The 25,052-nt window shown below is 39.6% G+C and carries 27 protein-coding genes; 15 read left to right on the forward strand and 12 right to left on the reverse strand.

Annotated elements, in window-relative coordinates; translation table 11 throughout:
• Positions 1-101: 101 nt before the first annotated feature.
• From ACESSZ_RS05780 to ACESSZ_RS05830, 11 genes are all read right to left on the reverse strand, one after another.
• Complete coding sequence (locus ACESSZ_RS05780) at positions 102-608, reverse strand: hypothetical protein (protein ID WP_008687389.1); 507 nt, start codon at positions 606-608, stop codon at positions 102-104.
• 495 nt (positions 609-1,103) lie between these two features.
• Complete coding sequence (locus ACESSZ_RS05785; RefSeq protein ID WP_008689465.1) at positions 1,104-1,850, reverse strand: RDD family protein; 747 nt, start codon at positions 1,848-1,850, stop codon at positions 1,104-1,106.
• A gap of 17 nt (positions 1,851-1,867) precedes the next feature.
• Positions 1,868-3,055 carry a MalY/PatB family protein gene (locus ACESSZ_RS05790; protein ID WP_119983459.1) on the reverse strand — a complete coding sequence of 396 codons (1,188 nt, stop codon included), beginning with the start codon at positions 3,053-3,055 and terminating at the stop codon, positions 1,868-1,870.
• A 3-nt stretch (positions 3,056-3,058) separates the two neighbouring features.
• The gene (locus tag ACESSZ_RS05795; RefSeq protein WP_119983460.1) at positions 3,059-4,147 is read right to left on the reverse strand and encodes a M24 family metallopeptidase; all 1,089 of its coding nucleotides are present in this window, start codon (positions 4,145-4,147) and stop codon (positions 3,059-3,061) included.
• Positions 4,148-4,338: 191 nt separating this feature from the next.
• On the reverse strand, positions 4,339-5,664 hold the full coding sequence (locus ACESSZ_RS05800) for a PTS sugar transporter subunit IIC (protein WP_119983461.1): 1,326 nt from the start codon (positions 5,662-5,664) through the stop codon (positions 4,339-4,341).
• Between the two features lie 47 nt (positions 5,665-5,711).
• Complete coding sequence (locus tag ACESSZ_RS05805) at positions 5,712-6,044, reverse strand: PTS sugar transporter subunit IIB (RefSeq protein ID WP_008689469.1); 333 nt, start codon at positions 6,042-6,044, stop codon at positions 5,712-5,714.
• Position 6,045: 1 nt separating this feature from the next.
• Positions 6,046-6,366, reverse strand: coding sequence for a PTS lactose/cellobiose transporter subunit IIA (locus ACESSZ_RS05810; RefSeq protein ID WP_008689470.1), 321 nt, complete (start codon positions 6,364-6,366; stop codon positions 6,046-6,048).
• Positions 6,359-7,423, reverse strand: coding sequence for an aminopeptidase (gene ypdE, locus ACESSZ_RS05815; protein WP_008689472.1), 1,065 nt, complete (start codon positions 7,421-7,423; stop codon positions 6,359-6,361). The genes ACESSZ_RS05810 and ypdE overlap by 8 nt, the downstream gene beginning before the upstream one ends.
• On the reverse strand, positions 7,420-9,321 hold the full coding sequence (locus ACESSZ_RS05820; protein WP_119983462.1) for a BglG family transcription antiterminator: 1,902 nt from the start codon (positions 9,319-9,321) through the stop codon (positions 7,420-7,422). The genes ypdE and ACESSZ_RS05820 overlap by 4 nt, the downstream gene beginning before the upstream one ends.
• A gap of 547 nt (positions 9,322-9,868) precedes the next feature.
• The gene (locus ACESSZ_RS05825; RefSeq protein ID WP_008689477.1) at positions 9,869-10,912 is read right to left on the reverse strand and encodes a bifunctional GrpB family protein/GNAT family N-acetyltransferase; all 1,044 of its coding nucleotides are present in this window, start codon (positions 10,910-10,912) and stop codon (positions 9,869-9,871) included.
• A gap of 101 nt (positions 10,913-11,013) precedes the next feature.
• On the reverse strand, positions 11,014-11,430 hold the full coding sequence (locus tag ACESSZ_RS05830) for a pyridoxamine 5'-phosphate oxidase family protein (RefSeq protein ID WP_008689478.1): 417 nt from the start codon (positions 11,428-11,430) through the stop codon (positions 11,014-11,016).
• Between the two features lie 375 nt (positions 11,431-11,805).
• Between ACESSZ_RS05830 and iteA the strand changes: the two genes are divergently transcribed.
• Positions 11,806-12,945, forward strand: a complete 1,140-nt coding sequence (gene iteA / locus ACESSZ_RS05835) for an anti-phage ATPase IteA (protein ID WP_008689480.1) — start codon at positions 11,806-11,808, stop codon at positions 12,943-12,945.
• Positions 12,938-15,214: a S8 family serine peptidase gene (locus ACESSZ_RS05840; protein WP_008689482.1), complete on the forward strand. Its 2,277-nt coding sequence runs from the start codon at positions 12,938-12,940 to the stop codon at positions 15,212-15,214. The genes iteA and ACESSZ_RS05840 overlap by 8 nt, the downstream gene beginning before the upstream one ends.
• 278 nt (positions 15,215-15,492) lie before the next feature.
• Here ACESSZ_RS05840 and ACESSZ_RS05845 read toward each other — a convergent pair whose 3' ends face one another.
• Complete coding sequence (locus ACESSZ_RS05845) at positions 15,493-15,639, reverse strand: hypothetical protein (protein WP_213540207.1); 147 nt, start codon at positions 15,637-15,639, stop codon at positions 15,493-15,495.
• Positions 15,640-15,784: 145 nt separating this feature from the next.
• Between ACESSZ_RS05845 and ACESSZ_RS05850 the strand changes: the two genes are divergently transcribed.
• The 13 genes from ACESSZ_RS05850 to ACESSZ_RS05910 all read left to right on the forward strand — a co-directional run bounded on the left by ACESSZ_RS05850 (position 15,785) and on the right by ACESSZ_RS05910 (position 25,048).
• On the forward strand, positions 15,785-16,597 hold the full coding sequence (locus tag ACESSZ_RS05850) for a MerR family transcriptional regulator (RefSeq protein WP_008689484.1): 813 nt from the start codon (positions 15,785-15,787) through the stop codon (positions 16,595-16,597).
• 117 nt (positions 16,598-16,714) lie between these two features.
• Positions 16,715-17,188: a tRNA (N6-threonylcarbamoyladenosine(37)-N6)-methyltransferase TrmO gene (gene tsaA / locus ACESSZ_RS05855; RefSeq protein ID WP_008689486.1), complete on the forward strand. Its 474-nt coding sequence runs from the start codon at positions 16,715-16,717 to the stop codon at positions 17,186-17,188.
• An 11-nt stretch (positions 17,189-17,199) separates the two neighbouring features.
• The gene (locus ACESSZ_RS05860; RefSeq protein ID WP_008689488.1) at positions 17,200-17,805 is read left to right on the forward strand and encodes a GNAT family N-acetyltransferase; all 606 of its coding nucleotides are present in this window, start codon (positions 17,200-17,202) and stop codon (positions 17,803-17,805) included.
• Between the two features lie 290 nt (positions 17,806-18,095).
• Entirely contained in the window at positions 18,096-18,536 is a 441-nt protein-coding gene (locus ACESSZ_RS05865) for a hypothetical protein (RefSeq protein ID WP_008689490.1), read from the forward strand.
• Between the two features lie 13 nt (positions 18,537-18,549).
• Complete coding sequence (locus ACESSZ_RS05870; protein ID WP_008689492.1) at positions 18,550-19,179, forward strand: TetR/AcrR family transcriptional regulator; 630 nt, start codon at positions 18,550-18,552, stop codon at positions 19,177-19,179.
• Positions 19,179-19,664: a flavodoxin domain-containing protein gene (locus tag ACESSZ_RS05875; protein WP_008689495.1), complete on the forward strand. Its 486-nt coding sequence runs from the start codon at positions 19,179-19,181 to the stop codon at positions 19,662-19,664. The genes ACESSZ_RS05870 and ACESSZ_RS05875 overlap by 1 nt, the downstream gene beginning before the upstream one ends.
• A gap of 144 nt (positions 19,665-19,808) precedes the next feature.
• Positions 19,809-20,738, forward strand: a complete 930-nt coding sequence (locus ACESSZ_RS05880; RefSeq protein ID WP_008689497.1) for an AraC family transcriptional regulator — start codon at positions 19,809-19,811, stop codon at positions 20,736-20,738.
• A 13-nt stretch (positions 20,739-20,751) separates the two neighbouring features.
• The gene (locus ACESSZ_RS05885) at positions 20,752-21,180 is read left to right on the forward strand and encodes a DUF3788 domain-containing protein (RefSeq protein ID WP_008689500.1); all 429 of its coding nucleotides are present in this window, start codon (positions 20,752-20,754) and stop codon (positions 21,178-21,180) included.
• Positions 21,181-21,499: 319 nt separating this feature from the next.
• Positions 21,500-21,943, forward strand: coding sequence for a winged helix-turn-helix domain-containing protein (locus ACESSZ_RS05890; protein ID WP_008689502.1), 444 nt, complete (start codon positions 21,500-21,502; stop codon positions 21,941-21,943).
• Between the two features lie 351 nt (positions 21,944-22,294).
• Positions 22,295-22,468: a DNA-binding protein gene (locus tag ACESSZ_RS05895; RefSeq protein ID WP_226906243.1), complete on the forward strand. Its 174-nt coding sequence runs from the start codon at positions 22,295-22,297 to the stop codon at positions 22,466-22,468.
• A gap of 61 nt (positions 22,469-22,529) precedes the next feature.
• Entirely contained in the window at positions 22,530-23,213 is a 684-nt protein-coding gene (locus tag ACESSZ_RS05900) for a response regulator transcription factor (protein ID WP_008689503.1), read from the forward strand.
• On the forward strand, positions 23,210-24,241 hold the full coding sequence (locus ACESSZ_RS05905) for a sensor histidine kinase (RefSeq protein WP_008689504.1): 1,032 nt from the start codon (positions 23,210-23,212) through the stop codon (positions 24,239-24,241). The genes ACESSZ_RS05900 and ACESSZ_RS05905 overlap by 4 nt, the downstream gene beginning before the upstream one ends.
• Positions 24,242-24,382: 141 nt before the next feature.
• A complete protein-coding gene (locus tag ACESSZ_RS05910; RefSeq protein WP_008689505.1) occupies positions 24,383-25,048 on the forward strand; it encodes an ABC transporter ATP-binding protein in 666 nt (221 codons plus the stop codon).
• The last annotated feature ends 4 nt before the right edge of the window (positions 25,049-25,052 follow it).

The following is a 25,052-nucleotide window of genomic DNA, read 5'->3' on the forward strand; positions in this document are numbered from 1 at the left end:
CGCTCTTGGGTTCGTCGATAACTACGCCCCGAGGGATTTTCACCCTAGATATGTGGCATGCCCGCCACACATGAAAAAACTGATGAGTCTCCATCAGTTTTTTAATCGTCATCTTCATCATCATCCTGATATTTGCTAAGAATTATTTTGGCATATTTATAGAATGTTGATTTTTTCATTCCCGTAGCTTTCCGATAAGCCTCTAACGGACGATGCTCACGTTTTAAAGTTATGATTTTTTCTTCAAAGTCTTTTGGAAGCTCTGCAATCGGACGACCATATGCGCCTTTTCCTTCTTCTTTTAAGCGCAATGCATCTTTAATTCCGCGCAATTGTTTTTCCCGATGATCTTCATTCTTCAATGATAAGGTGAAGTAAAACATCGCTAATTCCCGTTCACTGTTCAATGTCAATCCATAAGATTCATCATACAGTGAAATGTTGTTCTCTTTACAGAATGTAAGCTTATCCTGTAAGTCTAAAAGTCCAAATCCGAAACGTTCAATTTTTTTAAAACTAATTTCATCCCCAGGTTTTAACTGCTTTTTAAAATCTTCCCAATACTGCTTTTTGTCTTTTACGTTCTTACATGAAAATTGATATCTCATAGTCCTGCTCCTTGCACAAATTGCTTTCTCATTTGTATTTCTAAATCCTCTATAATTCTATCATAAAATTCTAAATAATGTTCTATTTTCTGCTAATAATTTTAAAAGTTTTCGTATTTTTTTGCATATTTTCTTCTTTATGTAAACTTTAAGATATTTATGTCATTTTTTCTATAAAAAACGTAACATAATTACCTCCATTAAAAAGTATACAAGTTATTACTATAACTCATGCCTGTTTTTAACAGTAACACGTTACAAGTATATTATAAGCCATTTATGGCCATTGTCAAGCGCTTACATAAATTACCATTTAAAATTTTTATAACCTGTTCATCTTATGGGAGTAGCTTCTGTCGATCATTATGATTTTTTTAATAGTGTTTAGACATAGCTAGCTATCGATGTCCTACTTTATAACCGCCATATAAATTCATGTATATGCTCTACAGAAAAAGGACTCTTCTCAATGAAAAGTCCTTATAAGAGTGAAACTTATTTCTTTCCGTTCTTTTTTGGCAGACGTTTCTTCTCCGTCTTTTTCTGAGGTGCAGGCATTGGCTTCTGTTTTCTTTTTTGCTGCTCTGGTTTAGGTTTCTCTGTTTGTCTTGGCGTATCCTTTTTTACTTCCTCTTCTTTTAAAGCTAATACAACTTTTGTTCCCCCAATGTAATCATGCAAAGCACGATGACTCGCCGTATAGATTGCTAAAACGACCGATAGCAATGTAAAGGCAATCCCGATATACTGCCAAATAGCATCAACATATACCCATGTTACTAAAGTCACCAGCTGACGAATATACGTAGATATGATAAATAAGGTTCCTTCCATCAGGAAGATAGCAATTCCTTGACGTAAGATCAATTCCTTTACTCTGACAGCTTTCCCATCTTTGCGTACGATACGCAGACCAAGCAGATGCTTACCAAGCGTCTGTCCCCTCCAAATCTTACATGGTACGACAATATAGTACAGAATGGCTGCCAACAGGCATAAGATACCTGCTATCATGCCCCAATAACGTTCAAAACCTAATGCCTCAAACACATACAAATCAGAAAACATGTCACTTTTACCGGTAATGACACCATACAGCAAGACCGCTGGAAAACCACTGATGATACCGCCTAAAGACCAATCGATAAAATAGGCACCTAAACGTTTCCCCATAGGGATATCATTCGGTGTATGATCCAGCTTGCTGCTTAATTTACGAAAGATACCAGTTGTTTCACTCATATAGTTAACCTCACTTCTTATTTGTTTTTTGCATATAGCCAATCCATGGCTTTTTTAAATCTTTGTAATCCATCCTCTAATTTTGCTCTTGGACAACCACAGTTCAAACGCAAATATTTTTCACCGTTTGTACCATACGTTTCCCCTTTCATGATGGCTACCTTGCCTACATGTACCAAAGCCTCCTGAATCTGCTCACTGGTAAATGGCACATCCCTGCCATCAATCCAAGCTAAATAGGTAGCATCCGGTGCTTTGAAATGGAAATCCGGTAATTCCTTAGCAAGGAAGGTTTCCACATAATGCATATTATCTCTTAAGTATTCCACCATCTGATCGATATAATCATCACACTGTGTATAGCCAACCATGGTTGCATACATCCCTAAGATACTGACAGAATTCAGGAAATCTTTCTTTCTTGTCTGAAAGAGGAAGCCATCTCTGATTTCTTTGTTAGGGATGATGACATAAGAACCAATCAATCCCGGTACATTTAAGGTCTTGGAACAGGAGGAAGCTAAATACAGCTCATCGTATTGATCCAAAAATTTCAAGATCGGGGAATGACGGCGTGCACCGATTTGAATATCCATATGAATTTCATCAGATATGATCTTTACCCCATAACGACGACACAAGGCAATGAGCTTACGTAATTCTTCCTCGCTCCACACTCTGCCAGTTGGATTATGCGGAGAGCATAATAGGAAGAGTTTCGCCTGTGCCAGCTGTGTTTCTAGCTTCTCAAAATCAATTACAAAGCTGTCATTCTCATGTATGAGATCATGTGAAATCAATACACGCTCATTATCCTCAATCACGGTGAAGAAAGAATCATACATCGGATTAAAGGTCACAACTGCATCGCCTGGCTTTGATAACAAGCGAATCAATAAGGATACAGAATACATGACACTAGGACTGTACAGCACCCAATCTTCTTCCATGGCGGTAGCAAAACGGCGTTGAAAGAAACCTGTGATAGCACCTTTGAAATCATGATGATTCCATCGGGTATATCCATAAATTTCATGCTGCGCCACAGCTAAGATTTTTTCCGTGATGGGTTTGGGGATCTTAAAGTCCGTATCGGAAATGGAAAAAGGCAATAAATCTTTTTCTCCAAAACGATCTTCAATATAATCCCATTGCGTACAATACGTACCTAAACGATTGTTGACTTCATCAAAATTATATTTCATAGCTTATTCCTCTTTTAAAATTATCATATCTTTTGTAGTCTTGTTCATTGGTCTGCCAATACCATCAATAATGACAACATCATCCTCAATGCGAATACCACCGACATTTGGCAGATAGATGCCCGGCTCACAGGACATCATCATATGTTCATCCAGGATGACATCCCCCTTCTCATTCAGAATCGGATATTCATCTCCATCACCGATTCCTAAACCATGTCCTAAGCCATGATCGAAGTAATCGCCATACCCGGCTTTGGTGATAATATCACGAGCTGCTTTATCTACATCACTCGCCAAAGCACCTGTTTTCATAGCGGCAATTCCTGCCAGCTGTGCTTTCAAGACGATATGATAGATCTTTTCAATTTCCGGCTGTGGTTTGCCAAAGAAAGCAACGCGTGTCATATCAGATTGATAATTTTTATACTGAATACCAAAATCCATAAGAATCGGTTCATGTGCTTTGATCTTACGTCCGGTTGGACGACCATGTGGCATAGCACTGCGTTCTCCTGTTCCTACGATGGTTTCAAAAGACATCTGCTGCGCTCCTGCCTTGATGGCAAAGTATTGTAACAGTGCACTGATTTCATACTCACTCATCCCAATGTATAACTCTTTTAACACACGGGCATAAATTTCATCCGTGATATCCACTGCTTCCTGCATGATGGCAATCTCTTCATCATCCTTTTGGATACGAATCTTGGCAATTTCATCACCAAGCAGACGAATGATAACACCTAATTCTTCTACCTGACGATATTCTTTGATCAGCATTTGACTGGCTTCAACACCAAGTGAAGTACAGCCATGCTGTTTCAGTAACTCTTCAACCGTTCCTAAATAGTTACGACCAGTTTTATGGGGAGCATGAAGAATGATGGTTAGATCATGTTCACGTTGTTTTGCTTCGGTAATATAACGACCATCTACAATCAGATATGCTGCATCTTTTAGGATCAATACCTGACAGCCACTTCCGGTAAGAGTGTCCATATATTTCTTCATGGTCTTGCTTTTGATAAGCAGTGCATCTAACTTTTCGTCTTCCAGAAACTTTTGTAATTTCTTTAATCGTTTTGCCATGTTGCACCTCCTTGCTTTCTTTTTAGGGTAAAGTAGAAACTGTTTTTCTGATGCTAGGTGGTACTAATACAACTTGGTAGTTCTCCTACTGCCTATGATTTTATTCTACTTAACCTTTTTTTATCTCTTTAAAATACGTAAGGCAAGCGAAATGCTTGCCTTTGCTCGTAAGATTTTCGCTTTTTACGTAATTAGAAGTCCAAATCTAAATCATTTAATAATGCTTCATCTTCTGCAGAGATGACTGATTTCTTCTCTTCATTTTCATGTTCTTTTTCAAGCTCACGTTTTTCAAATAACTTGAAGAATGGATACCAGATTAGAATTGAAAGAATCAACTGAATACCGTTTGCCACAATTGACATGTAATCGCCATTGGTTAAGAAACCTTCTAGGAAGACACCAACGTATGGAGGGGTAAAGGTAGAACAGCTTACCCAACCAAAATGCATCATCCAGTGTGGAATCGTACCGATGATACCACCGCAGATTACATAAGGGATAAAGAAGATTGGATTTAATACGATAGGTGCACCAAATAGGATTGGTTCATTGATACCGAACAATGCCGGAATCAAGGCAACACGTCCAACCTGTTTCTGCGCTTTTGATTTTGATAATAAGCACCAGAATACCAAACCGAAGGTTACACCGGTACCGGTAAAGTTACCAAATGCAGATTCTACACCAGGTGTGAAGAAGTGCATAGCTTTTCCACCGGCTTTTACCATTTCCATATTTTCAGCCAAGAACTGTGTAGAAATTGGGCTTGTAATAGGGCTTAATACAGATGGATGGATACCGAAGAAGAACAGTAAACAACGTAAGATCTGTAAGAAGGTAACAGCAAATGGGTTATCCATAGAACCAACAAGTGGGGCAAACAGATTCGTAAAGATCATTGGTGGCACAGTGTGTAAACCATTGACACAAACCACGCGGATGATCAGGAAGAAACCAATTACGATAACAGAAATAGGAATCATTTCAAAAGATCTGGATACGAAATCAGGTACTGATTCCGGCATCTTGATCGTAAAGTTTTTCTTTTTACACCAGCGGTATAATTCTACTGCGATAATAGAGGCAAACATTGCCGCAAACAAACCTTTTGGGCCAAGGTAAGTTGTCATGATACCGCCATCTTCAGTATAATCAACGGCCATCATCAAGAAGGCAATGACACCCATGCTTAAGGTACCAGGTACATCCAGCTTATAAGACTGAGCTAGATGATAAGAGATAACAGCGGCTACATATAAAGACATCAACGCCATACCGACATTGTATGGAATATAAATAATGTCAAGGTTTGCTAAGATCCACTGTGAAATAGGATTGTTTTCTCCAATCATGTTTGGAATCGCTTCTGGAATCAAACAGAAACTACCGATGATCAACAATGGTGTCATTGCTACCATCGCTTTTTTAACGGCACTTAAGTGTCTTTGTTTATCCATCTTATTGGCGATTGGAGTCAGGTATTTGTTCATAAATGCTTCAAATTTGTCAAACATACGTTCACTCTCGCTTTCTTATGTGTGTGTATTTCCCCCGATGGAAACTATTTGTTCATGTCAGCTTTTTTTCTTGCGATCAAAGCCATTTTCATGACGGTTGCCCCATCCATTTTTCCATAGGTTTCCTTGTCAACGATGACATATGGAATCTTATATGGATCAATGATTGGTTTGATGTAATCAATCTTGTGGGCAATCTGTGGACCAACAACCAGAACATCCGTGTTTTCTACTTCGGCATTCAGTAAATCTACTGGAATAGCTTTAAATTCAAAATCAGCTTCATTCAGTTTAGCACTGTCTTTTACCGTCTTTTTCATACTGTCCATCAGCATGGTTGTGGAAAATCCACCAGCGCAGCATAATACGATCTTCATCTTACTTTCCCTCCTTTGCTTCAAATACGTTTATCATTTCCTCAATCAGATCTCTTGCCAATTGAGATGTCATGTAATGGTCCTGTGCATGAACCATTAATAACCCAACTTCCGGCTTGTTTTCGCCTCCGGACATTTCCGCTGTAATCAGCTGTGTCTGGATCTTGTGCGCTTCCAAGTCAATCTCTCTTGCTTCCTGTAACAGCGCTCTAGCCTCGTCATACTTACTTTCTTTCACTTTCTTTAAAGCTTCAAATGCTTTTGCTTTGCTGTCCCCAGCGGCAGATATCATTCCTACGATCTGCTGTTCCATTTCATTCATACTTCTTACCTCCTTGAAAATCGATGAATGTTTCGTAACGTTTTTTATCGATTGCCAATGCAAGTTCCCTGACGAGTGCAATGGCATGTTCTAAATCTTTTTGATGCACCAATGACCATGCACCATGGCAATAGCGCAATGGAATACCAATAACGATTGCGAGTTTACCATTTCGTGTTAAATGGGCATTTCCTGCATCGGTTCCTCCACCGCTGAACATATCACATTGATAAGGAATCCCATGCTTGCTTGCCGTATCTTTCACAAATTGCAATAGTTTGGCATTCGGTGCCATCGTTTTATCATAATGGACGATCATACAGCCTTTTCCAATCTGCCGATGATTCGTATAGTTTTTTACCAGTTCCGGGTTATTGGCAACATCAATGGCAAATACAATATCCGGATCTATCTGATAGGTTGCCGTCTTTCCACCGCGTACGCCAACTTCTTCACTGCTGGTTGCGGCCATATATAAATCACAGCGATGTCCGCATGCATGTAACTGTTTGAGTGCTTCTGCGATGACATAACAACCACTTCGATCATCCATTGCTTTTCCTGCGATGATCGCATCACGATTTAAAATATCACAGTCACTGGCAAAGCACACCATATCACCGATGGCTACACCAAGTGCTTCGACTTCTTCTCTGGTATCGCAGCCTACATCGACATACATTTCTTTTACAGCTCCCTGTTCATTTTTCGTAACATTCAAGATACCCTGTACTTTCTTTCCCTCTGCGGTTGTGATGCGTACTTTTTGCATCTCTTTGCTTTTATCCAAAACACCGCCTAAGGCAATCAAATAAACAAACCCAATATCCGAAATATGCCGAACCAGAAAACCAACTTCATCCATATGTGCCGCAAACATCAGCTTTACGCCATCTTTTTCACTGCCCTTATCATGAAACAGCATGCTGCCAAGATGATCATAAGAAATATCATCACAGGCATCCTTTAACTCTTCATAAAGAATCTCACGTACTTCATCTTCCTTTGATGCAACAGCATCCGCATTGCTTAAACGTCTTAGTAAGTCTTCTTTCATAGCGTTCCTCCATCCAACTCTTTCATCACGATCAACAATTCTTCCAATGTACGATTGCGCAATACCCGTTGTAAACGTTTTTCATCATTCATCAACTGGTATAACTTTTTCGTAATATCCTTATGCACCTCATAATCCTCTTTTGTAAGAGAAACCATGAAGATGATGGAAGCTTGTTTATCCTCATAGCAAATTGGCTCTTCCAGTATGCATACGGAAATCAAATTGCGGTTTGCACATATCTCAATCGGATGTGGGATACAGACACCATTCATATAAATGGTACTCATATACGATTCGCGTTCCATGACATATTGTGCGTAAAGCTCACCGCCATAGCCACTCTCTTCAATCTGCTGTGCCATTTCCTGCAATAAGGCAAGGTAGTCATCACTCTTGCGAATTTGAAAGAAGTGTCGATCAAAGATAGAATACAAATAGGAATTCGCATCTGCGATGGATAGAGAATCACAGTTATCATACTGTAATACCTGTCGGATGCGCATGAGATCTAAATCATCCAGAAGTTCTTTGATATAGATGACAGGTGCCGCAAAATCACGATCCAGCGGCATAATGGTAAAGATTAAATCGGGATGATAGCGTTCCAGCTCATCCATTTGCAGGAAGCTAAAGGTTTCCACATCCGCTTGTGAGAATAACGATTCGATTTGCAGCTTGATTAGATATGCACTGCCTCCACCGGAGGAACAGACAACGCCAATGCGATTAAAGCGCAATATCCGCGATTTTCGCTCGCGTTCCATATGAGCCGCAAAATGAGTGGCAATGAAACCCGCTTCATCATGGGTAACCTCCACATTGTACTTTTCCTTAAGCATATCGCTGAAGCGAATGGCAATGTTGAAGATCATTGGATAACGGATACAGATTTCTTTAATTAAAGTATTCTTATAGGAAATCTTTTGATGCAGACGCTCAATCAACAAAGATACATGGGTCAATAAGGATTCCTTAAAGTCCTGATCTTCACTGAAAGCCGTGTTGTACAATTTGTCAATATCCAGTAGGAAGAGATCAACATCTTGACGCAGCTGATCAGAGAAAGAAACCGTTGGCTGTTTTGCCCTGACATTCAAGCGGAGAACGACTTCCATTTCCTGCAAGCTTTCTGCACTGATTGCAATATCGAAGCAGGCTTCCATCATTTCCTTCATCTTCCAGGCGATGCGTTGTATCGCATTCACCGGTTTGCTTGTCATAAACATTTGTTTTTCCACATGGATACGGGCATAAAAGACCGTGATCTGCAGCCAGACTATGACATTCTTTAATTCATTGTAATTGATGTTTAAATCTTCTTTTTCAATCTGATTCACCAGTAAAGAATTCACCTGAGCAAAATCCTTTAAGATATCTTGCATGGCATTTTCTAAGAATGGATTATTTTCAAAGAAGAAGTCCGCCAACATCTGTTTGCAGTCATGAGCAGCACCAATCAGCCGTATGCCGTAATGGCTTTTTTTCTCTAGCTGTAAATGAAAGCTTTCTAATAGCTCCTCTACTTCCCGCATTTCCTTTTTAACGCTTGTTTTGGATATCTGGAAAGTTTCAGCCACCTTGTCCATGGAAACATAATCACTTTGCATAGCTAGATACACAGCAATACTTTTGTTGCGATCTTTGGTATCTATGAGCCGATCACTTTCCAAGGATTTGATAAAATCATTTAACAGCTCTTGATTGGTCACCTCTAATAGGTAACCCCTACCGCGGCGCATATGCAGCTGATACCCTTTCCGTGAAGACATCTGCATCAGATACGATAGATCGTTTTGTATCGTTCTTTTTGAAACCTCATACGTTTTTATGAAATGATCCAGACTCAAATAATCTTTTGCTTCAAGTAAATCATTCATAATATGACAAAGCCTCATAGCAGGTCCTCCTTTCTATCGGTATCGCTTACATTGCCATTATAAAAGTTCAAAGTGTGAAAGAAAAGATTAAGAATTTCACGCTAATGTGCAAAAGCGAACTTAATATTAAAATCACTTGTTTTTATCAATGTTTTACTACCTATGCTAGTATGCTCCACATTTCAATTGTCATGATGATATAGCAATTACTCTCGATAAAAAAGCACTCAATCAAAGTGCGAATTCATGAATCCATCTATTTTTCGTGTTTATTTTACAGGGCAGTTTTTACCCTTTATGCGCTTTATTGCTGGTACCGGTTTGAAAATCAAAATCAACCATCAAATGTTCTTTTGCTTCTTGGTGCGAACAAGAAAACGCATGCACTGACATAGTTTACATTACCCGCAAGAATGCGTCAACTAGAATCAATATCGTTTATGACATTCAATGTTTTCTATCCAGAAAGTAAAGGTGTTCATGTTATGTAAGATATTAAAATCTTTGATCCTTTTCCTATTAGGCAGCAGTTATGACAGTTTTTGAAGTATATATAGAGCATGTATCATACCATGTTATGCAGTGCTTTTTCATAGTAGTAGCAAGGTTTCCCATGTTTTATAAAGGTTTGTTTACGTAAGAATCCATTAAATTCCAGAATCTGCATAGAGCCAAGATTATCTGCATAAAGATATGCGCTTATAAAGGACAGGGTACAATGCTTTTTACAATCAGCTAAAAACATTGCCACAGCATGTTTCCCAATGCCTTTTCCCCAATAGGCTTTAGCAAAGATGCAACAGCTTAACACAGCTTTTTCATCTGCCATATTATGACACCAAATATCACCTATATATTCATTCGCTATAAAAATCGTCTTGCGATATGTTTGAGAATCCTGTGCATCATAGATATCCATTGCTTCCTGTAAAGAAGTCGGCAATTGGTACATATGTTTTCGTACTTCCTGCTCTTGCGTGCGTGTAAAAAATATGCGTACATGTTCTTTGGTTTGTTCATGCAAAGAGATGGCATATGCTTTTGTTTCATAACGATTTCCATAAGCTGTACGTGCTATTGCCGTTATATGCTTCACAAAAGCCGTTTTCCCTTCGGTATAAGCATCACGATGATATGGATAAGCAAGCGCTAATTTCATCTTCAATTGTTCATACGCTTGAGCGTGCTCTTCATGCTCCTTCATATAATCACGGAAGTACAATTCATCATGATCATTGCGCTGACGTAGGTGCAAATGAAACACTTTTTCCGCAAAACCTTCTGGCGTATATCCCTTATTAAATGAAATACGTGAGGCATCTTCTGACATACACAAATAGCCCAGCTTCTTTAAGATTGCTGCAATTTCCATACGTTTTTCCCAGGGTGCTATTTCCACCAGGATATCAATGATCGCCTTTGCCTGAATTGAGCCAAATGAGGTAGAACCTATATGGGCAATACGTACCACATGTTCCATAGGAAGGCATTGTGTTAATAAGCTTTTTTCCTGTTCATACCATGTTAGCCATACCTTTTGGTAGGGTTGTAACGCAATCGGAAACAAATGCCATAGCTCTTCTAATGTCATATCTTCCAAAGCTTTCATCCATAACCGCCTCCTCATCTCTTCTTTATTTCCAAGGAAATACATAAGACATAACTTTACCTTCTTTTATGCTACTTCATCTTATAAGATGTTTCTACTTATCATAATACATATCTTGTCCCATGGGAAAAGAGCACCCCATCTGTTAACTCCACACATAAAATAATCGTATTCTCATCCTCAAAATCATTATGCCCATTGTCAATCCATTCGGCAAATACATTTTTCAATTTTTCCGCAAGATGCTGATTTTCCTTCTTTCGAAAATAGCCTAAATTCACAGCCTTTCCATGCGCATTAAACCATTCTCCAGCTATCGCAACCATCGTATGATGCTGCATTTGTCGCATTTTATTTGAAAGGGCATGGGTTATTACATAAAATGCACCATTTTCATAATAAGCATTTACATATCTTACATAAGGCAGTTCGTTTTCAACGGTTGCTAATGCAATTACCGTGTCTTGTCCAAAACGTTCTGCCATAATTTTTTCAACTTCCGCTGTGCATGGTTTCATAAAATATCCTCCTTGCTTTTTTCATTGATATTTTTACATGATCCTATCCTATACCATACTTTTAGAATACCACAGATCATCATGAAATCCTATGTAAAAAAAGAGGATCTATAGAATGGCAGTAGCCCATAAGGAAACATTACAAAACTTATGACTTACGCCAGGTAAACGGAAAAATAAAAAACTCTATGTGATTGAAAAATCTTTCGCATAGAGTTTTTGTTTATTCAAACGTCTATCATGGTATTTGGATATTAATCCTTGTTCTTTAAAAACGCAAATCGTTCCTAATAAATAATAAATTGTTCTTGCTTTATTAAATTTCGTTCTTTACATTTTACATTCGTTCCAGTATAATAATAGGGGAGGTGCGAAATGAAATATTCAATTGAAATAGGAAAAATCATAGAGGGCTCATTAAAACATGATCAAACCAAAGTTATTAACTATACAAACCAATTGATTTCTAAACTTGAAACAGATGGTGAAACACGAGCAGTCGCTAAATTCAAAAAATTATTGTCGGCACAAACAGAAATGTCTTTGACTGCCATGGGAAACAACGCAAAGAGTTTATCGATTCCTGTTGATACAGAATCCAGAACTACGCTTGCTGATATTATTTATCCAGATGAGAATAATATCGAGGTGATATTATCCAAAAGAAATGCTGATAAATTGGACTCATTTATTTTGAGCTATAAAAATGCCGATAAACTAAATGACTTAGGTATAGGGGTATCTAATACGTTGCTGCTATATGGTCCACCTGGATGCGGAAAAACAAAATGTGCTTATTTAATTGCAAAACAACTAAATCTACCACTGGTTATTGCTCGACTTGATAGCCTTATCTCATCTTACCTAGGCACAACGGCCAAAAATATTCGTAATTTATTCGAATTTGCTCAAAAAATCCCATGTGTTCTGTTTTTAGATGAATTTGATGCAATAGCAAAGGCGAGAGACGATAATAATGAATTAGGTGAGCTGAAACGTGTGGTTAATAGTTTATTACAAAATGTGGATTCCATGAGTAAAGATAGTCTGCTTTTAGCCGCAACAAATCATCAACAACTATTAGATTCTGCAGTATGGAGAAGATTTGATTATAAGTTAGAAATTGAGTTACCTGATAAAGAAGCAATCAGTAAACTAATATATTTGTTTACCGGTCACATGGGAACTCTTAGCGAAAAAGATGTTACTGAACTTTCAACATTATTTTTTGGACTGAGTGGTGCAGAAATTGAGGAGCTGATTACAAAATCAATAAGAAATGCTGTTATTCACAACCACTCTTTTGATAAAAAAAATATTTATGAGGAATATTTTATTCTTCAAAATATATTACCTCAAAATTGTAACGACACTCGAAAACTACTTCAAATCAAAGCAAAATATTTAAGGAAATGTAACGAGAAAATATTCAGCCTACAAGTTATTGCTGACGTTTTAGGAAGTTCCAAAACAACTATACAAAAAATTATAAAGGAGGCTGATATACATGAGTAAAAACAATCTACCAATAAAAATAATTCTTCAAAAGACAGATGATATCTTTAGTAATTCCGGTGGTGGAAAAACCAAATTTTTCAGTGAGGTAACACCACAATTACAAATAGACATTTCTAATAAATTTGAATCTTTATTGGAATATTATAATGATGTTTTTGAAGAAAATGAAAATATTCCCGCTATCGGTAAGGTGATAGTTAAGCCTGAAGCAATTGCCAAGTCACATAAACCGGATGATTTATGTAGAAACTGTCCTATTATAGGAACTGAAGATTTAAATGAAATCTATATTAAGGTGAAGAAAAAATCTATACAAGAAACGGTTAAATTGGTTATGAATCCACCGTCAATAAAGTTTAAAGCCAATATGACCGCAGTTTCAGATATCCAACCTATTAAAGCTGATGAAAAAATAACTTCATCACTTGCATTAGCTGCGCAAAGTGATTTCTCTTCAATTAAAAATAACATCAAAGTGAAAATCTTTGATTTTGATGATGATTTTGACAATGCTCAGATTTGGGACTATATAAATAGAAAAATAACATTATTAGGATTACATGATAATTGTGAACTTATCACCTATGGAGAGCATATAAAATTTCTTAAAATTGGAATTAATTCCTATGAAGATATTATAAATATAGCATCTATCAATGGTGTTAAATCTGTTGATTTTTTTCAAGAATACTCTCTTCCAAAAGATGATTTTTCATCAACCGACTTAAAAATGCTTTTGGAACATGAGTATACTGATAGTGAAGTCTCTATCGGCATTATTGATGGCGGCATTAGTGCTGACAATCCTTATTTAAAACCATATATAATTGCCAGGGAAGAATATGTTAGCGAAGTATATCAAAATCCTCATCATGCAACTTTTATTGCTTCAACGATTCAGTATGGAAATTTATTAAATGGCATTAGCAGTCCGACTTGCCATCGTTTTAAATTTGTGGACATTATTGCAATGCCAAACAGTGATAAAAAATTTGGACCTACCGATTCAATATCCGAATATGATTTAATGGAAATTATTGAAGAAGTTATGGAAAAATATTCACACTCGACAAAGATATGGAATATCTCATTAGGCATCGAAAATAAACCATGCAGTGGAACAATGTCTGATTTGGGTGTATTTTTAGATTATATTCAAGACAAATATCATGTTCAAATGTTTGTTTCTAGCGGAAATATCAACGATTTACCACTGCGAACCTGGCCTCCTCAGAGTGGTCTTGGCGAACATGATCGTTTGATATCACCGGCTGACTCTGTAAGAGCTATAACTGTTGGTTCCGTTGCATTGTTTGAATCTGATGATTCCATTGTTAAATTTAATGAACCATCTCCGTTTAGCCGGAGAGGTCCTGGTGCTAATTATGTGGTAAAGCCTGATATTGTAGATTATGGAGGAAACCTCTCTACCACTTATTGCATTGATGGTCTTGGTGTAAAGGGTCTTGATCCAGAAGGTAATATAATTGAGGGTAATGGCACAAGTTATTCAAATCCTAGGGCTTTGCAAAAATTTGCATCTATTTACGAAGAGATGCTAGATCCTAATCTTCTTCTTGCAAAAGCCATGCTTGTTCATTCAGCCAGAATGAATTCGCGTGAATTATTAGATGAAAAGCCTGATAATATTAAGTATTACGGATTTGGAATCCCATCGCCGAATGTCCAAGAAATCCTTCAGTGTAGCGAAGATGAGGTGACCCTTGTGTTTATGCAAAAAATATCCCAAGGTTCACACCTTGAAATGTATGATTTTCCTTACCCAAAATCACTCATTAAAAACGGTAAGTATATCGGAGAAATTGGTATGACGCTTGCCTATTTACCACCTCTTGATGAGCGATACGGACGTGAATATTGCCGAACTAATATTGATGTAAGTTTTGGTACATATTCTTATTCGCAAAATGGGGAAGTTGATTATAAGGGTCAAGTACCTCTTGAAACAAAATGGGATGAAAAATTTGAAGCTGCAAGGGTTGAACATGGATTTAAGTGGAGTCCAATCAAATCCTATTACAGAAAGTTGAAAAAAGGTATCCAACTTGCTGACGGATGGAAACTCCGTATTGATATGACAGCTCGAAATGGTATTTATATTCCTTCCCAAGAATTTGTCCTAATTGTAACAATTAAGGATCCAAATGGCAATGATATTTATTCAGAAATTGCAACAGGACTAAGAGAACGAGGATATATTACAAATAATCTTGAAACAAGATATCAGCCTCGACAAAGACAATAAAACATCTGAATAAAACTCCCCGCGGCAAGCCCGTATCGCCTAACCCGTGCGATGCGCCACTCCGTGGGCGGGGTATCAGCCCCAGCCTCACTCCGTTCGGCATTAGCAAGCACGCGGCAAGCCGCGGGGAATGTACCCTCCTATGATTCAAAGAAAATTAGTTGCCAAACGAATCCAAATATTATATTTTATATAAGGTAAACGAAAACTCTATGTGATTGAAAAATCTTTCGCATAGAGTTTTTTTCTGTTTTGATACGGTTTGTTTATTCTTTTTTTCAGTGTTCGCAGAACGCGCAGCCATCACCGCAGGTGATGATCTCAGGGGTTTGGGGACATGTCACCAACAAGCATTTTGGCAGGAATTCCGGGAACGGAAATCCTGCTAAATACGCAATCTTACGTAAGATTGCATTGCTTGCCATTTTGTGGAACACCAGAAAAACTTCTTGCACCACGCAACAGCATTGATAGACTGAACGAAAGACGGTACAATGAGGATGCAGCAAGTAACATATAAAGCTGTAATGAGATAAAAGTACAAATATAGTTAGAGTAGGTGGTGAAACGATGTTTCGGATAGGAGAATTTTCAAAGCTGACGCAGGTATCTATTCGTATGCTCCGCTATTATGATGAGGCGGGCATTCTGACGCCAGCAGAGGTTGACAAGTGGACGGGACACCGACTGTATTCGGTGGAGCAAATACCGCGTCTAAATAAAATCCTGTATTTGCGGGATAGTGGGCTGAATGTTTCAGAAATCGCGCTTGCCCTGACGCTGGACGAGCAATCACTCCTTGCGCAGCTTGACAAAAAGCGTATAGAGATAGAAAATGCAATACAGGCCGAACGGGAAAAACTGAGTAAGATTGAACTTGCAAAAAATGAGATACAGGGCGGTAAAGGAGAACTGCACTATAACATCTCCGTTAAGTCGATCCCGGCGTATCAGGTGCTGTCCTTGCGGAAAGTTGTACCAAACTACTATTCCGAGGGCGACTTATGGAAAGAACTTTCTGCTTTTACTGGTGCGCAAAAAATAGAAATAACGAGCAATACATTTTCCATTTATCACGATACAGAATTTCGGGAGACAGATGTTGATATTGAGCTATGCGCTCCGGTAAAGAAAATGGGAAAGGCAAAAGATCCATTTTGTTTCCGCATGACAGAACCAGTCCCGTATATGGCTTGCACAATGGTCTATGGCGATTTTGCAAATATAAAAGGAGCCTACCTTGCCTTTGCCGAATGGCTGCAGAAAAACAGCGAATACAAAATGTCTAACCCGATGCGTCAAATCGTGCATAGGGGCCCGTGGAATGAGAATAACCCTGAAAAATATTTGATTGAGCTTCAAATACCGCTGGAACACACATGATTGTACAGACTTTGAAATGTCCTGTTAAAAATGCAGGGCATTTTTTATTTTCCCTGTTGCATCTCACATGATGTGAGGTATTATACTGGATTTACCAACAAAGCAAGGAGGAAAAATATGACCTATCAATTAAAAGCCATTGGCAAAGTAAAAAATGATGAAAACGGCACATTTATTCAGTTGGCGCCGGAATACATTCCCGGACTGCAAGCCTTAGAGGGCTTCAGCCACATCAATGTCCTTTGGTGGTTCAGCGATTGTGACAACGACGCAGACCGGAATGAATTACAGACAAATCAGCCCTATAAAGGCGCACCCGAAGTCATGGGTGTATTTGCGACACGATCTCCTGCACGTCCGAACCCTATTGCATTAACAGCGTCTGAAATTATCAGTATTGATTTCACCAATGGCACGATTCGTGTTACATTCATTGACGCAAACAATAATACACCCGTATTCGACATCAAGCCCTACACGCCGAGTTTTGACAGGGTTGAAACGCCCGGTGTTCCCGCATGGTGCAGCGGATGGCCGAAAAGTACAGAAGCGTCCGGCTGTTTTGATTGGGCACAGGTGTTCAATTTTTAAGGGGGCGGCTTATGAAATTACAGGATTTTGTTCAGGATAAACCTGTTCTTGAAACGGAACGACTTATCCTGCGCCCTCTGCGAAAAGAAGATGTTTCAGATTTGAAAGAATGGCTGGGTGACAGTTCTATTTATCAGTATTGGGGAAAACGCCCAGGAAAAAGCGACTTAAATCCAGAATTGCTTTTTCAAAAGCCGGAGAAACCTAAGAAAAGTTTTCATTGGGGTGTTGTACACAAACAGGATCATAAAGTTATCGGGGATATGTGGGTGTATCTCATTGAAAATGACCGCATGGCAAAAGTAGCATTTCGCCTTTCTTCTGCCTATCAAGGCAACCGACTTATGACAGAAGCGTTGGCGAGAGTAGCTATCTTCTGCTTTGAAGAAACGGAATTACAGCGTTTATGGGCCGATGTTCACGCACAAAATATTGCATCGTATAAAACTTTGGAAAAGGCAGGCTTCAAGCGTGAGGGACTTATCCGTGAGGGTAAAATGGTAAACACATACTGCGATTACTATTTGTACGGTATGACTAAAGCTGATTATATTGAAATCACCGATAAGGGGCTACCCCCTTACGAGCACTGTGAACGCTTTTTCCGAAAGAACTGAAACCATATAGCCCCAATCTGCTGCACGACGGCAAAAGAAAAAAGCCGCTGTCCGGCAGCTTTTATCCCATGTTCTGATTTTTACGGCGGTTTTGAACAAATCAAGGCCGCCGTAAAGTGAGAATAGCTATTGTCTGAATCGCATTAGCGGCACTTATATTATTGACATGAATAGAGCATATATCCGCAAAGAGTTTTCTATAATCTCTGCAAAGGACTTGACAGGCGAACAAAAAGTAGCTAAAATAAAAAGAGAACAAACAGTAGCCAAATAGAAAGGGGTTTACGACTATGTTAAAACTATACTTTGGGAACAGCATTACAATTATCAGTACACTTTTGTTGGGGGTAAATATCGGCTATATGCTATGGGGATATTTCAGTCGGGCAACAATTCAAAAATGGGGCATGGTTATCTTGTTCTTTATACTCCTACATGGGGTATTGTGGTATTTTGCCAACGTCCGAGATTTGTATTCTAACTCTATCGTATATGCTACTGATGGCAGCGTAGAAATGGGACTATTCTCTGTTAGCAGCGTTCAATCTATTGTCTTTTGGGTTGCAAGTTTGATTATATGGTTGCTTGGAATAGTAGCAATTTTTAAGCCGGAATATAGGCAAAATATTTTTTACATAATTATTATCGTGAGCATAGTTCAAATTGCATTTATTGAAGGCTCTCGTATATGGCTTTACAATTCTGTTCCTACTCGTTTTGATTATATGTAAGTGAGGTATTGGCATGGCGAAAAGAAATACGAAAGAAACCATTTTATTTGAATCACTAAAGCTGTTTGCTGATAAAGGCTATGACGGTGTAACAGTGCGTGACATTGCGGCAGAAGTCGGAATTAAGCAAAGCTCTTTATACAAGCATTACAAAAGCAAGCAAGAAATCTTTGATACGTTGGTAGACACAATGCAATCACGTTTTAGGGATGCGGCTACTTCTTTTCAGCTTCCAAATGGCGAATTGCGAGAAATGGCAAGGGAATACGCAACAGGTGGCAACGAGGTTTTGAAAAAAATTAGTAGTGATATTTTTTGTTTTTACTTGAAAGACCCCTATGCCTCACAGTTTCGTAAAATGCTTTCCATTGAGAAATACAAAAATGAGGAAATAGACCGCATATATCGAGAAGTTTATATTGATACTGCTATTTCGTATCAAGCTAGACTATTTGAAGAAATGATAAAACAAGGCTTCATGCGGCAAGCCAGTCCCGAAGTCATGGCATTACAATTCTTTTCGCCGATTTTTCTTTTGCTAAATAAATATGACGGCATTGCTGAAAAGGAAAAAGAGGCAAAAGAAATATTGGGAAAACATATAGAACAGTTTGACATGATTTACCGTAAGGAGGCAATTTAATGAAAACTGCAATCGTGTACGCCACAAAATACGGCTGTACAAAAGAATGCGCAGAAATCCTAAAGACTTATCTTCATGGTGAAGTAAACATACTTTCAGCAAAAGCAGATAAAATCAATCTGTCTCAATATGACGCTGTTTTTATTGGCGGTTCTGTGTATATGGGTAAAATCCAAAAAGAAATTACGCAATTTTGTAAACGCAATCTAAAACAGCTATTACACACGAAGATTGGATTGTTCGTTTGTTGCTATACCCCGAAAGATACAGAGGGATTTTTTGAAACACTTTACCCAATAGAGCTAATAAACCATGCTTCCTATGTAACCTCTGTCGGCGGCAAGATGGACTACGAAAAAATGAATGTTCTATATAGAAAATTGTTTCATTCTTTGAAAAAGATTGACGGCTTTAATGAGGAATTTACTGAACCAGAAATAAACGAGAGTGAAATAAAAAAATTAGCAGAAACAGTTAATAAGTAACACACATTATTTCTTTACGAATTGAGGTGGTTTAAGGTTTCTATTTTACAAAGTGCATTTTCCTAATCAAAAAGCGCATTGCGTGAAAAGCCCGGCAAAAAATAAAATGATATAATTTGAACATCGAATATAGGAGGTGCCGCAATGCACGCATATGAAGCAATCGAACAATCCTTGACTTATATCGAGGAACACCTGACAAAAGAAATTTCAACGGAAAAACTGGCAAATACTGTAGGTCTGTCCCCCTTTTATTTTCAGCGCTTGTTCAAGCGGCTGGTAAATAAACCGGTTCAGGAATATGTGAAGCTCCGCCGTCTGGCAAAGGTTATTGAAAATCTGAAAAGTACCGAACAGAGGATTCTTGACGCTGCCTTGGACTATGGCTTTTCAAGCCATGCGAATTTTACACGGGCTTTCAAGGAAACGTATGGGATTACGCCTGAAAACTACAAGAAGGATTTACCAATGCTCAATACATTTGACAAGCCGGAAGTTTCTATGAATTATGTTTTAGTAGACGAAGGGGTTCCGCTAGTGGTAGGAAATATCGTCTTGGAGATCCAGAGAAAGACATTGGAAAAACCGGAAATTTATTTCGGCTTGGAAACGGAAGTTCGCATTTCTGAACAAATACCGATTGGTGAAAGCACAGGTGTAGATGTGCCAGGGCAGCTTTGGAAGCGTTATCACATGGAGAAGGCTTCAATCGAAGCCAATCTAAATACTACTGTAGAAATGGGAATGTCCCATACGGAAGGTACTTCACAAAACCTTTTCACTTATTTTGCAGGTGGCCTTGTTCAAAATATTCCGGATCGGCTGCAGGATGGTTTTGTTAAGAGAGAACTCTCGGCAGGAGAATACATCGTTTGCAGAGTCGAAGCAGAAAATTTTGAGGATTTAGTAACGGTCGCTTTAGACCAGGCCAGCAAATATCTTTTTGGTATATGGCTGCCCCGCCACAATTTAACCACGGAGCCTTTCTCGGCAGAAAAGTATTACCGTGACTCAGAGGGTATGGCTTGTATGGAAATTTGGGTTAAGCCTCTGCCGCTGGAAAATAAATGCTAAGGGAGAATTTATAATGGATTGGAATGTGCTATATTCAAATGAAAAATCTCCATCGCTGGAGCAAGTCACGGAATACATTAACAATCCGTTATGGATAGATTTTAATAACCGTATCCAGTCCGCCTATCGGATTGAACCCTGCATGGAACACAGTCGTTGTTCCATGCAGGCAGGCTGGAATATTAAGTATAAAAAAGGTGGAAAGTCTCTTTGTACGCTCTATCCAATGCAAGGCTATTTTATCGCTCTCGTGGTTGTAGGAAGTCATGAACTTATGGAAGCAGAACTTCTTATGCCACAATGTTCCGACTATGTGCAGACAGTATTCAAAAACACGAAAACCGGTAATGGACAGAAATGGTTGATGCTGGATGTAAGGGATAGAGGAATTATGGATGATGTATTTAGCCTCATCAATCTCAGAAAGCGTATACCGTCATAACAGGAAATGAAAACACAATATTCGACAAGCCCTAATGAAGATAATTAGAGTTTATGTAGTGTTTTATTTCATCTCATTTTTCCGTGTTGACAATTTACTAATTTTTTCAAAAAAATATATCAGGGCGACTCCGAAACAATATAGAAAATTATATAACGCTTAAAAGGAACTTTCGGCATAGAGCACAACAACACAACAGGAGTATTAGTTGATGGTAAAAGAATAAATACCCACGCTGACGGAAAGGAGGTGGCGACATGGGAAATTAGCTGTATTTGATATATCTGAATCTGGCGGCAGAATTGCGGAAAAGCTGCTCGTGTTGTTAAGCGCCCGTCAGCGTCAGGAGTTAGTAAATTATCTTCTCGATTCTCAAAAGCAACAGAAGAATCCTGCCGACAGCCCATTCGCCATTTCCGAAACTAATAGGGGGCAGACAGTCATTGATGAACCGTTTACAGAGATTCGCATGGGTGATTTATACTTCTGCCAAGAGCAGCGACTTGTATATATTGGCGAGCAGGAAATCAAATTAACGGCTAAGGAATTTGACATTCTTGCTTTGTTGATCACACACCCAAAGCGGGTATTTACTTATGAGTTGATTATGGAATTGGTCTGGAATGAGGATTATTCCTACTATTCCCGTAAAGCCGTCAATAATCATGTGAGTAATCTGCGAAGGAAACTGAAAACTACACCTGGTTCCCCGGACTACATCAAAAGTGTTATTGGCGTTGGTTATAAATTTGAAGTGCCATAGCAAAGGTCACAGGGTAAGATTCTGCTTTCCTTGTGGCCTTTATTAGATACGGTAAGTGATGAAGAAACATTAAGACGGCTTTACAGTTTTGTGATGCAAGGGAAATTTGTCCCGAATTATTTTTCTAAAATGCAAATTATAGGAAATTGACAGTGTAAATGTCTAAAAAGTTATCCCGAACATTTTTTAAGAAATGCCTCTATTACTGGCTTTCTATGAGGTATTCGGGATAATTTGACTTTTGGTATAGCCGGTAGTTTCAAAAACCTTTATTTAGGATATGTTCACAACAATGCCATTGCTATTATTCGGTTGACCGCCTATAATGGAGGTACAATTATCAACAGGAGGTTGGCTATATTTGAATATATGACAGTGCAAGAAGCTGCGAAGAAATGGGAATTGTCCGAGTGCCGGGTGCAGAAACTATGTGCGGAGGACCGGATTGATGGTGTAATTCACCTTAGTCGAATCTGGCTGATACCCCAAAGTGCGGAAAAACCGGCTGATAAAAGAAAAAAATAATTTTTCCGTGAGGTTTCTGTGACATTTGGGTGCTACGCTGAACATAAAGGAGTGTGATAGGATGCGTATTTTAGTAGTTGAGGACGACCACCTCTTGAACCATACCTTATGCTATAACTTAAACGTTGCGGGATATACGGTGGATTCCGCATTGACAAAACAGGAGGCAGAAGATTTTCTGACGAAGCAGGACTATGATTTGATCGTGCTGGATGTAAACCTGCCGGACGGGAATGGTTTTGATTTCTGCCGGGAGGCAAAAGAACGCCGCTCTGATACGGCGATTATCTTCCTGACCGCAAACGATATGGAAAGTGATATGCTGAGAGGCTACGAGCTGGGCGCGGACGATTATGTGACAAAGCCATTTTCTGTGAGCGTCTTTCAAAAAAAGCTGGCAGTGGTGCTGGGGCGGCTTGAAAAGCAATCCAGCGGAGACTGTTATGAGGACGGTGCGCTTACAATCAATTTTCCGGAAATGACTGCTGCCCTTTCCGGAGAGCCATTGGTATTCACTCCATTGGAATACCGGCTCTTAAAGGTCATGACGAAAAATCCGCGGATTGTCCTGACCAGGCAGGTACTTCTTGAAAAGCTGTGGGACGCGGATGGCAACTTTGTGGACGAACATGCCCTGACATCTGCAATCAGCCGGGTACGGAACAAGATAGAAATAGATGGCCGCCAGTATATCAAGACCGTGTACGGCATGGGATATATGTGGATTGGAGGGTCACAGAAATGAATATGCGAAAGCTCTCCATCAATAAAGCCTGTGTTCTTTTAGGGGTTCTTCTACTGTTAGCAACAGGATTCATTTCTGCTTCTGTCTATATGCTGACCCGGAACACGGCCGCCGTATGGTGTGTATTCCTGTTCAGCTTTTTTATACTGCTCTTCGTCATTTGCTTTGTGGTACTGATCCGCCGGAAGCTGGTAAAATTCTCCGATGCCTTTTGCGTCATGCTGGACGATATGCTGTCCGGGGCTGAGCAGCCACGGCAGAGCGTAGAAGAAGAAAGCCTGTTTTATAAAATAGGCTTCCGTCTTGACCGATTATATGAAGTCATGCAGGAAAATAAAAATAACATCGCAAAAGAGCGGGCCGACCTGCAGGAGTTGATTTCCGACATCTCCCACCAGGTAAAAACACCGATTGCAAACCTGAAAATGATTAACAGCACCCTGATAGACCAGGAGGTGCCGGTACAAAAGCAAAAGGAATTTTTGGCGGCGCAGACCAGCCAGCTTGATAAACTGGACTTTCTTATGCAGGCCATGATAAAGACTTCCCGGCTGGAAACGGGCGTTATCTCTTTGGAGAAGAAGGAGCAGCCAATCTATGACACCCTCGCCGCCGCATTGGGCGGCATTCTGTTGAATGCCGAAAAGAAGCAGATCGATGTTCAGGTAGACTGCCCGGAGCATTTGAAGGCGTGCTATGACCGGAAGTGGACAAGCGAAGCGCTATTTAACATTCTGGATAATGCTGTGAAGTACACACCGGAGGGCGGCGAAATCCGTGTGCGTGTAGAGTGCTGGGAAATGTATTTGAAGATTGACATTGCTGACACCGGCATTGGGATTCCAGAGCAGCACCAGGGAACGATCTTCAAACGGTTTTACCGGGAGGACGCCGTACATGATGTAGACGGGATCGGGATTGGGCTGTATCTGGCCCGTGAGATTATCTCCTTGCAGGGCGGCTATATCCGGGTGGCTTCGGAGACTGGGAAAGGTTCTGTCTTTTCCGTTTTCCTACTCCGAAAGTAAGCCAGGAGCACCAGTATTTGAAATGTCACAGGATTGTGACATTTGGGGCCGGATTTTGCTGAAATTTTTGGTGGCTCGTGACATTTCTGCGAGGTTTGACCGTTACAATGGGTTTATCAAAAAGAAAGGATGGTGTTCCTTATGAGCATTTTGCAAACAACTGACCTCAAAAAATACTATGGTACAGAGCCGAACATCACGAAGGCCCTGGACGGTGTGACCCTCTCCATTGAGCAGGGAGAATTTGTCGCCATCGTCGGTACTTCCGGCAGCGGCAAATCCACATTACTGAATATGATTGGCGGGCTGGATGTGCCGACTTCTGGCAAAGTGATTGTAGACGGAAAAGAACTGTCTGCATTAAACGATGAACAGCTCACCATTTTCCGCCGGAGAAAAATCGGCTTTATCTTCCAGAATTACAATCTCGTTCCGATGCTGAATGTTTACGAGAATATTGTGCTGCCCGTGGAACTGGATGGCGATAAGGCAGATAAAAAATTTATGGATGAAGTGGTACGGATGCTGGCGTTGGAGGATAAGCTGAACAATCTGCCGAATAACCTTTCCGGCGGCCAGCAGCAGCGCGTCGCTATCGCCCGTGCCCTGATTTCCAAACCCGCTATTGTCCTTGCTGATGAACCCACCGGAAACCTGGACAGCCGAACCAGCAGTGATGTATTGGGACTTTTGAAAGTTACTAGCCAGAAATTCCATCAAACCCTCGTGATGATTACCCACAACAGCGAGATTGCCCAGCTTGCTGACCGTATCATTCGGATCGAAGATGGCAGGATTGTGCAGTAAAGGA

Origin of the sequence: Eubacterium sp. 3_1_31, from assembly GCF_964249515.1 — a bacterium.
In the GTDB taxonomy this organism is placed as follows: Bacteria; Bacillota_I; Bacilli_A; order Erysipelotrichales; family Erysipelotrichaceae; genus Longicatena; species Longicatena caecimuris.

Coding starts and splice junctions, on each gene's coding strand:
- ACESSZ_RS05780 (WP_008687389.1), bottom strand. CDS start 608: ATGAGATATCAATTTTCATGTAAGAACGTAAAAGACAAAAAGCAGTAT.
- ACESSZ_RS05785 (WP_008689465.1), bottom strand. CDS start 1,850: ATGAGTGAAACAACTGGTATCTTTCGTAAATTAAGCAGCAAGCTGGAT.
- ACESSZ_RS05790 (WP_119983459.1), bottom strand. CDS start 3,055: ATGAAATATAATTTTGATGAAGTCAACAATCGTTTAGGTACGTATTGT.
- ACESSZ_RS05795 (WP_119983460.1), bottom strand. CDS start 4,147: ATGGCAAAACGATTAAAGAAATTACAAAAGTTTCTGGAAGACGAAAAG.
- ACESSZ_RS05800 (WP_119983461.1), bottom strand. CDS start 5,664: ATGTTTGACAAATTTGAAGCATTTATGAACAAATACCTGACTCCAATC.
- ACESSZ_RS05805 (WP_008689469.1), bottom strand. CDS start 6,044: ATGAAGATCGTATTATGCTGCGCTGGTGGATTTTCCACAACCATGCTG.
- ACESSZ_RS05810 (WP_008689470.1), bottom strand. CDS start 6,366: ATGAATGAAATGGAACAGCAGATCGTAGGAATGATATCTGCCGCTGGG.
- ypdE (WP_008689472.1), bottom strand. CDS start 7,423: ATGAAAGAAGACTTACTAAGACGTTTAAGCAATGCGGATGCTGTTGCA.
- ACESSZ_RS05820 (WP_119983462.1), bottom strand. CDS start 9,321: ATGAGGCTTTGTCATATTATGAATGATTTACTTGAAGCAAAAGATTAT.
- ACESSZ_RS05825 (WP_008689477.1), bottom strand. CDS start 10,912: ATGAAAGCTTTGGAAGATATGACATTAGAAGAGCTATGGCATTTGTTT.
- ACESSZ_RS05830 (WP_008689478.1), bottom strand. CDS start 11,430: ATGAAACCATGCACAGCGGAAGTTGAAAAAATTATGGCAGAACGTTTT.
- iteA (WP_008689480.1), top strand. CDS start 11,806: ATGAAATATTCAATTGAAATAGGAAAAATCATAGAGGGCTCATTAAAA.
- ACESSZ_RS05840 (WP_008689482.1), top strand. CDS start 12,938: ATGAGTAAAAACAATCTACCAATAAAAATAATTCTTCAAAAGACAGAT.
- ACESSZ_RS05845 (WP_213540207.1), bottom strand. CDS start 15,639: ATGGCAAGCAATGCAATCTTACGTAAGATTGCGTATTTAGCAGGATTT.
- ACESSZ_RS05850 (WP_008689484.1), top strand. CDS start 15,785: ATGTTTCGGATAGGAGAATTTTCAAAGCTGACGCAGGTATCTATTCGT.
- tsaA (WP_008689486.1), top strand. CDS start 16,715: ATGACCTATCAATTAAAAGCCATTGGCAAAGTAAAAAATGATGAAAAC.
- ACESSZ_RS05860 (WP_008689488.1), top strand. CDS start 17,200: ATGAAATTACAGGATTTTGTTCAGGATAAACCTGTTCTTGAAACGGAA.
- ACESSZ_RS05865 (WP_008689490.1), top strand. CDS start 18,096: ATGTTAAAACTATACTTTGGGAACAGCATTACAATTATCAGTACACTT.
- ACESSZ_RS05870 (WP_008689492.1), top strand. CDS start 18,550: ATGGCGAAAAGAAATACGAAAGAAACCATTTTATTTGAATCACTAAAG.
- ACESSZ_RS05875 (WP_008689495.1), top strand. CDS start 19,179: ATGAAAACTGCAATCGTGTACGCCACAAAATACGGCTGTACAAAAGAA.
- ACESSZ_RS05880 (WP_008689497.1), top strand. CDS start 19,809: ATGCACGCATATGAAGCAATCGAACAATCCTTGACTTATATCGAGGAA.
- ACESSZ_RS05885 (WP_008689500.1), top strand. CDS start 20,752: ATGGATTGGAATGTGCTATATTCAAATGAAAAATCTCCATCGCTGGAG.
- ACESSZ_RS05900 (WP_008689503.1), top strand. CDS start 22,530: ATGCGTATTTTAGTAGTTGAGGACGACCACCTCTTGAACCATACCTTA.
- ACESSZ_RS05905 (WP_008689504.1), top strand. CDS start 23,210: ATGAATATGCGAAAGCTCTCCATCAATAAAGCCTGTGTTCTTTTAGGG.
- ACESSZ_RS05910 (WP_008689505.1), top strand. CDS start 24,383: ATGAGCATTTTGCAAACAACTGACCTCAAAAAATACTATGGTACAGAG.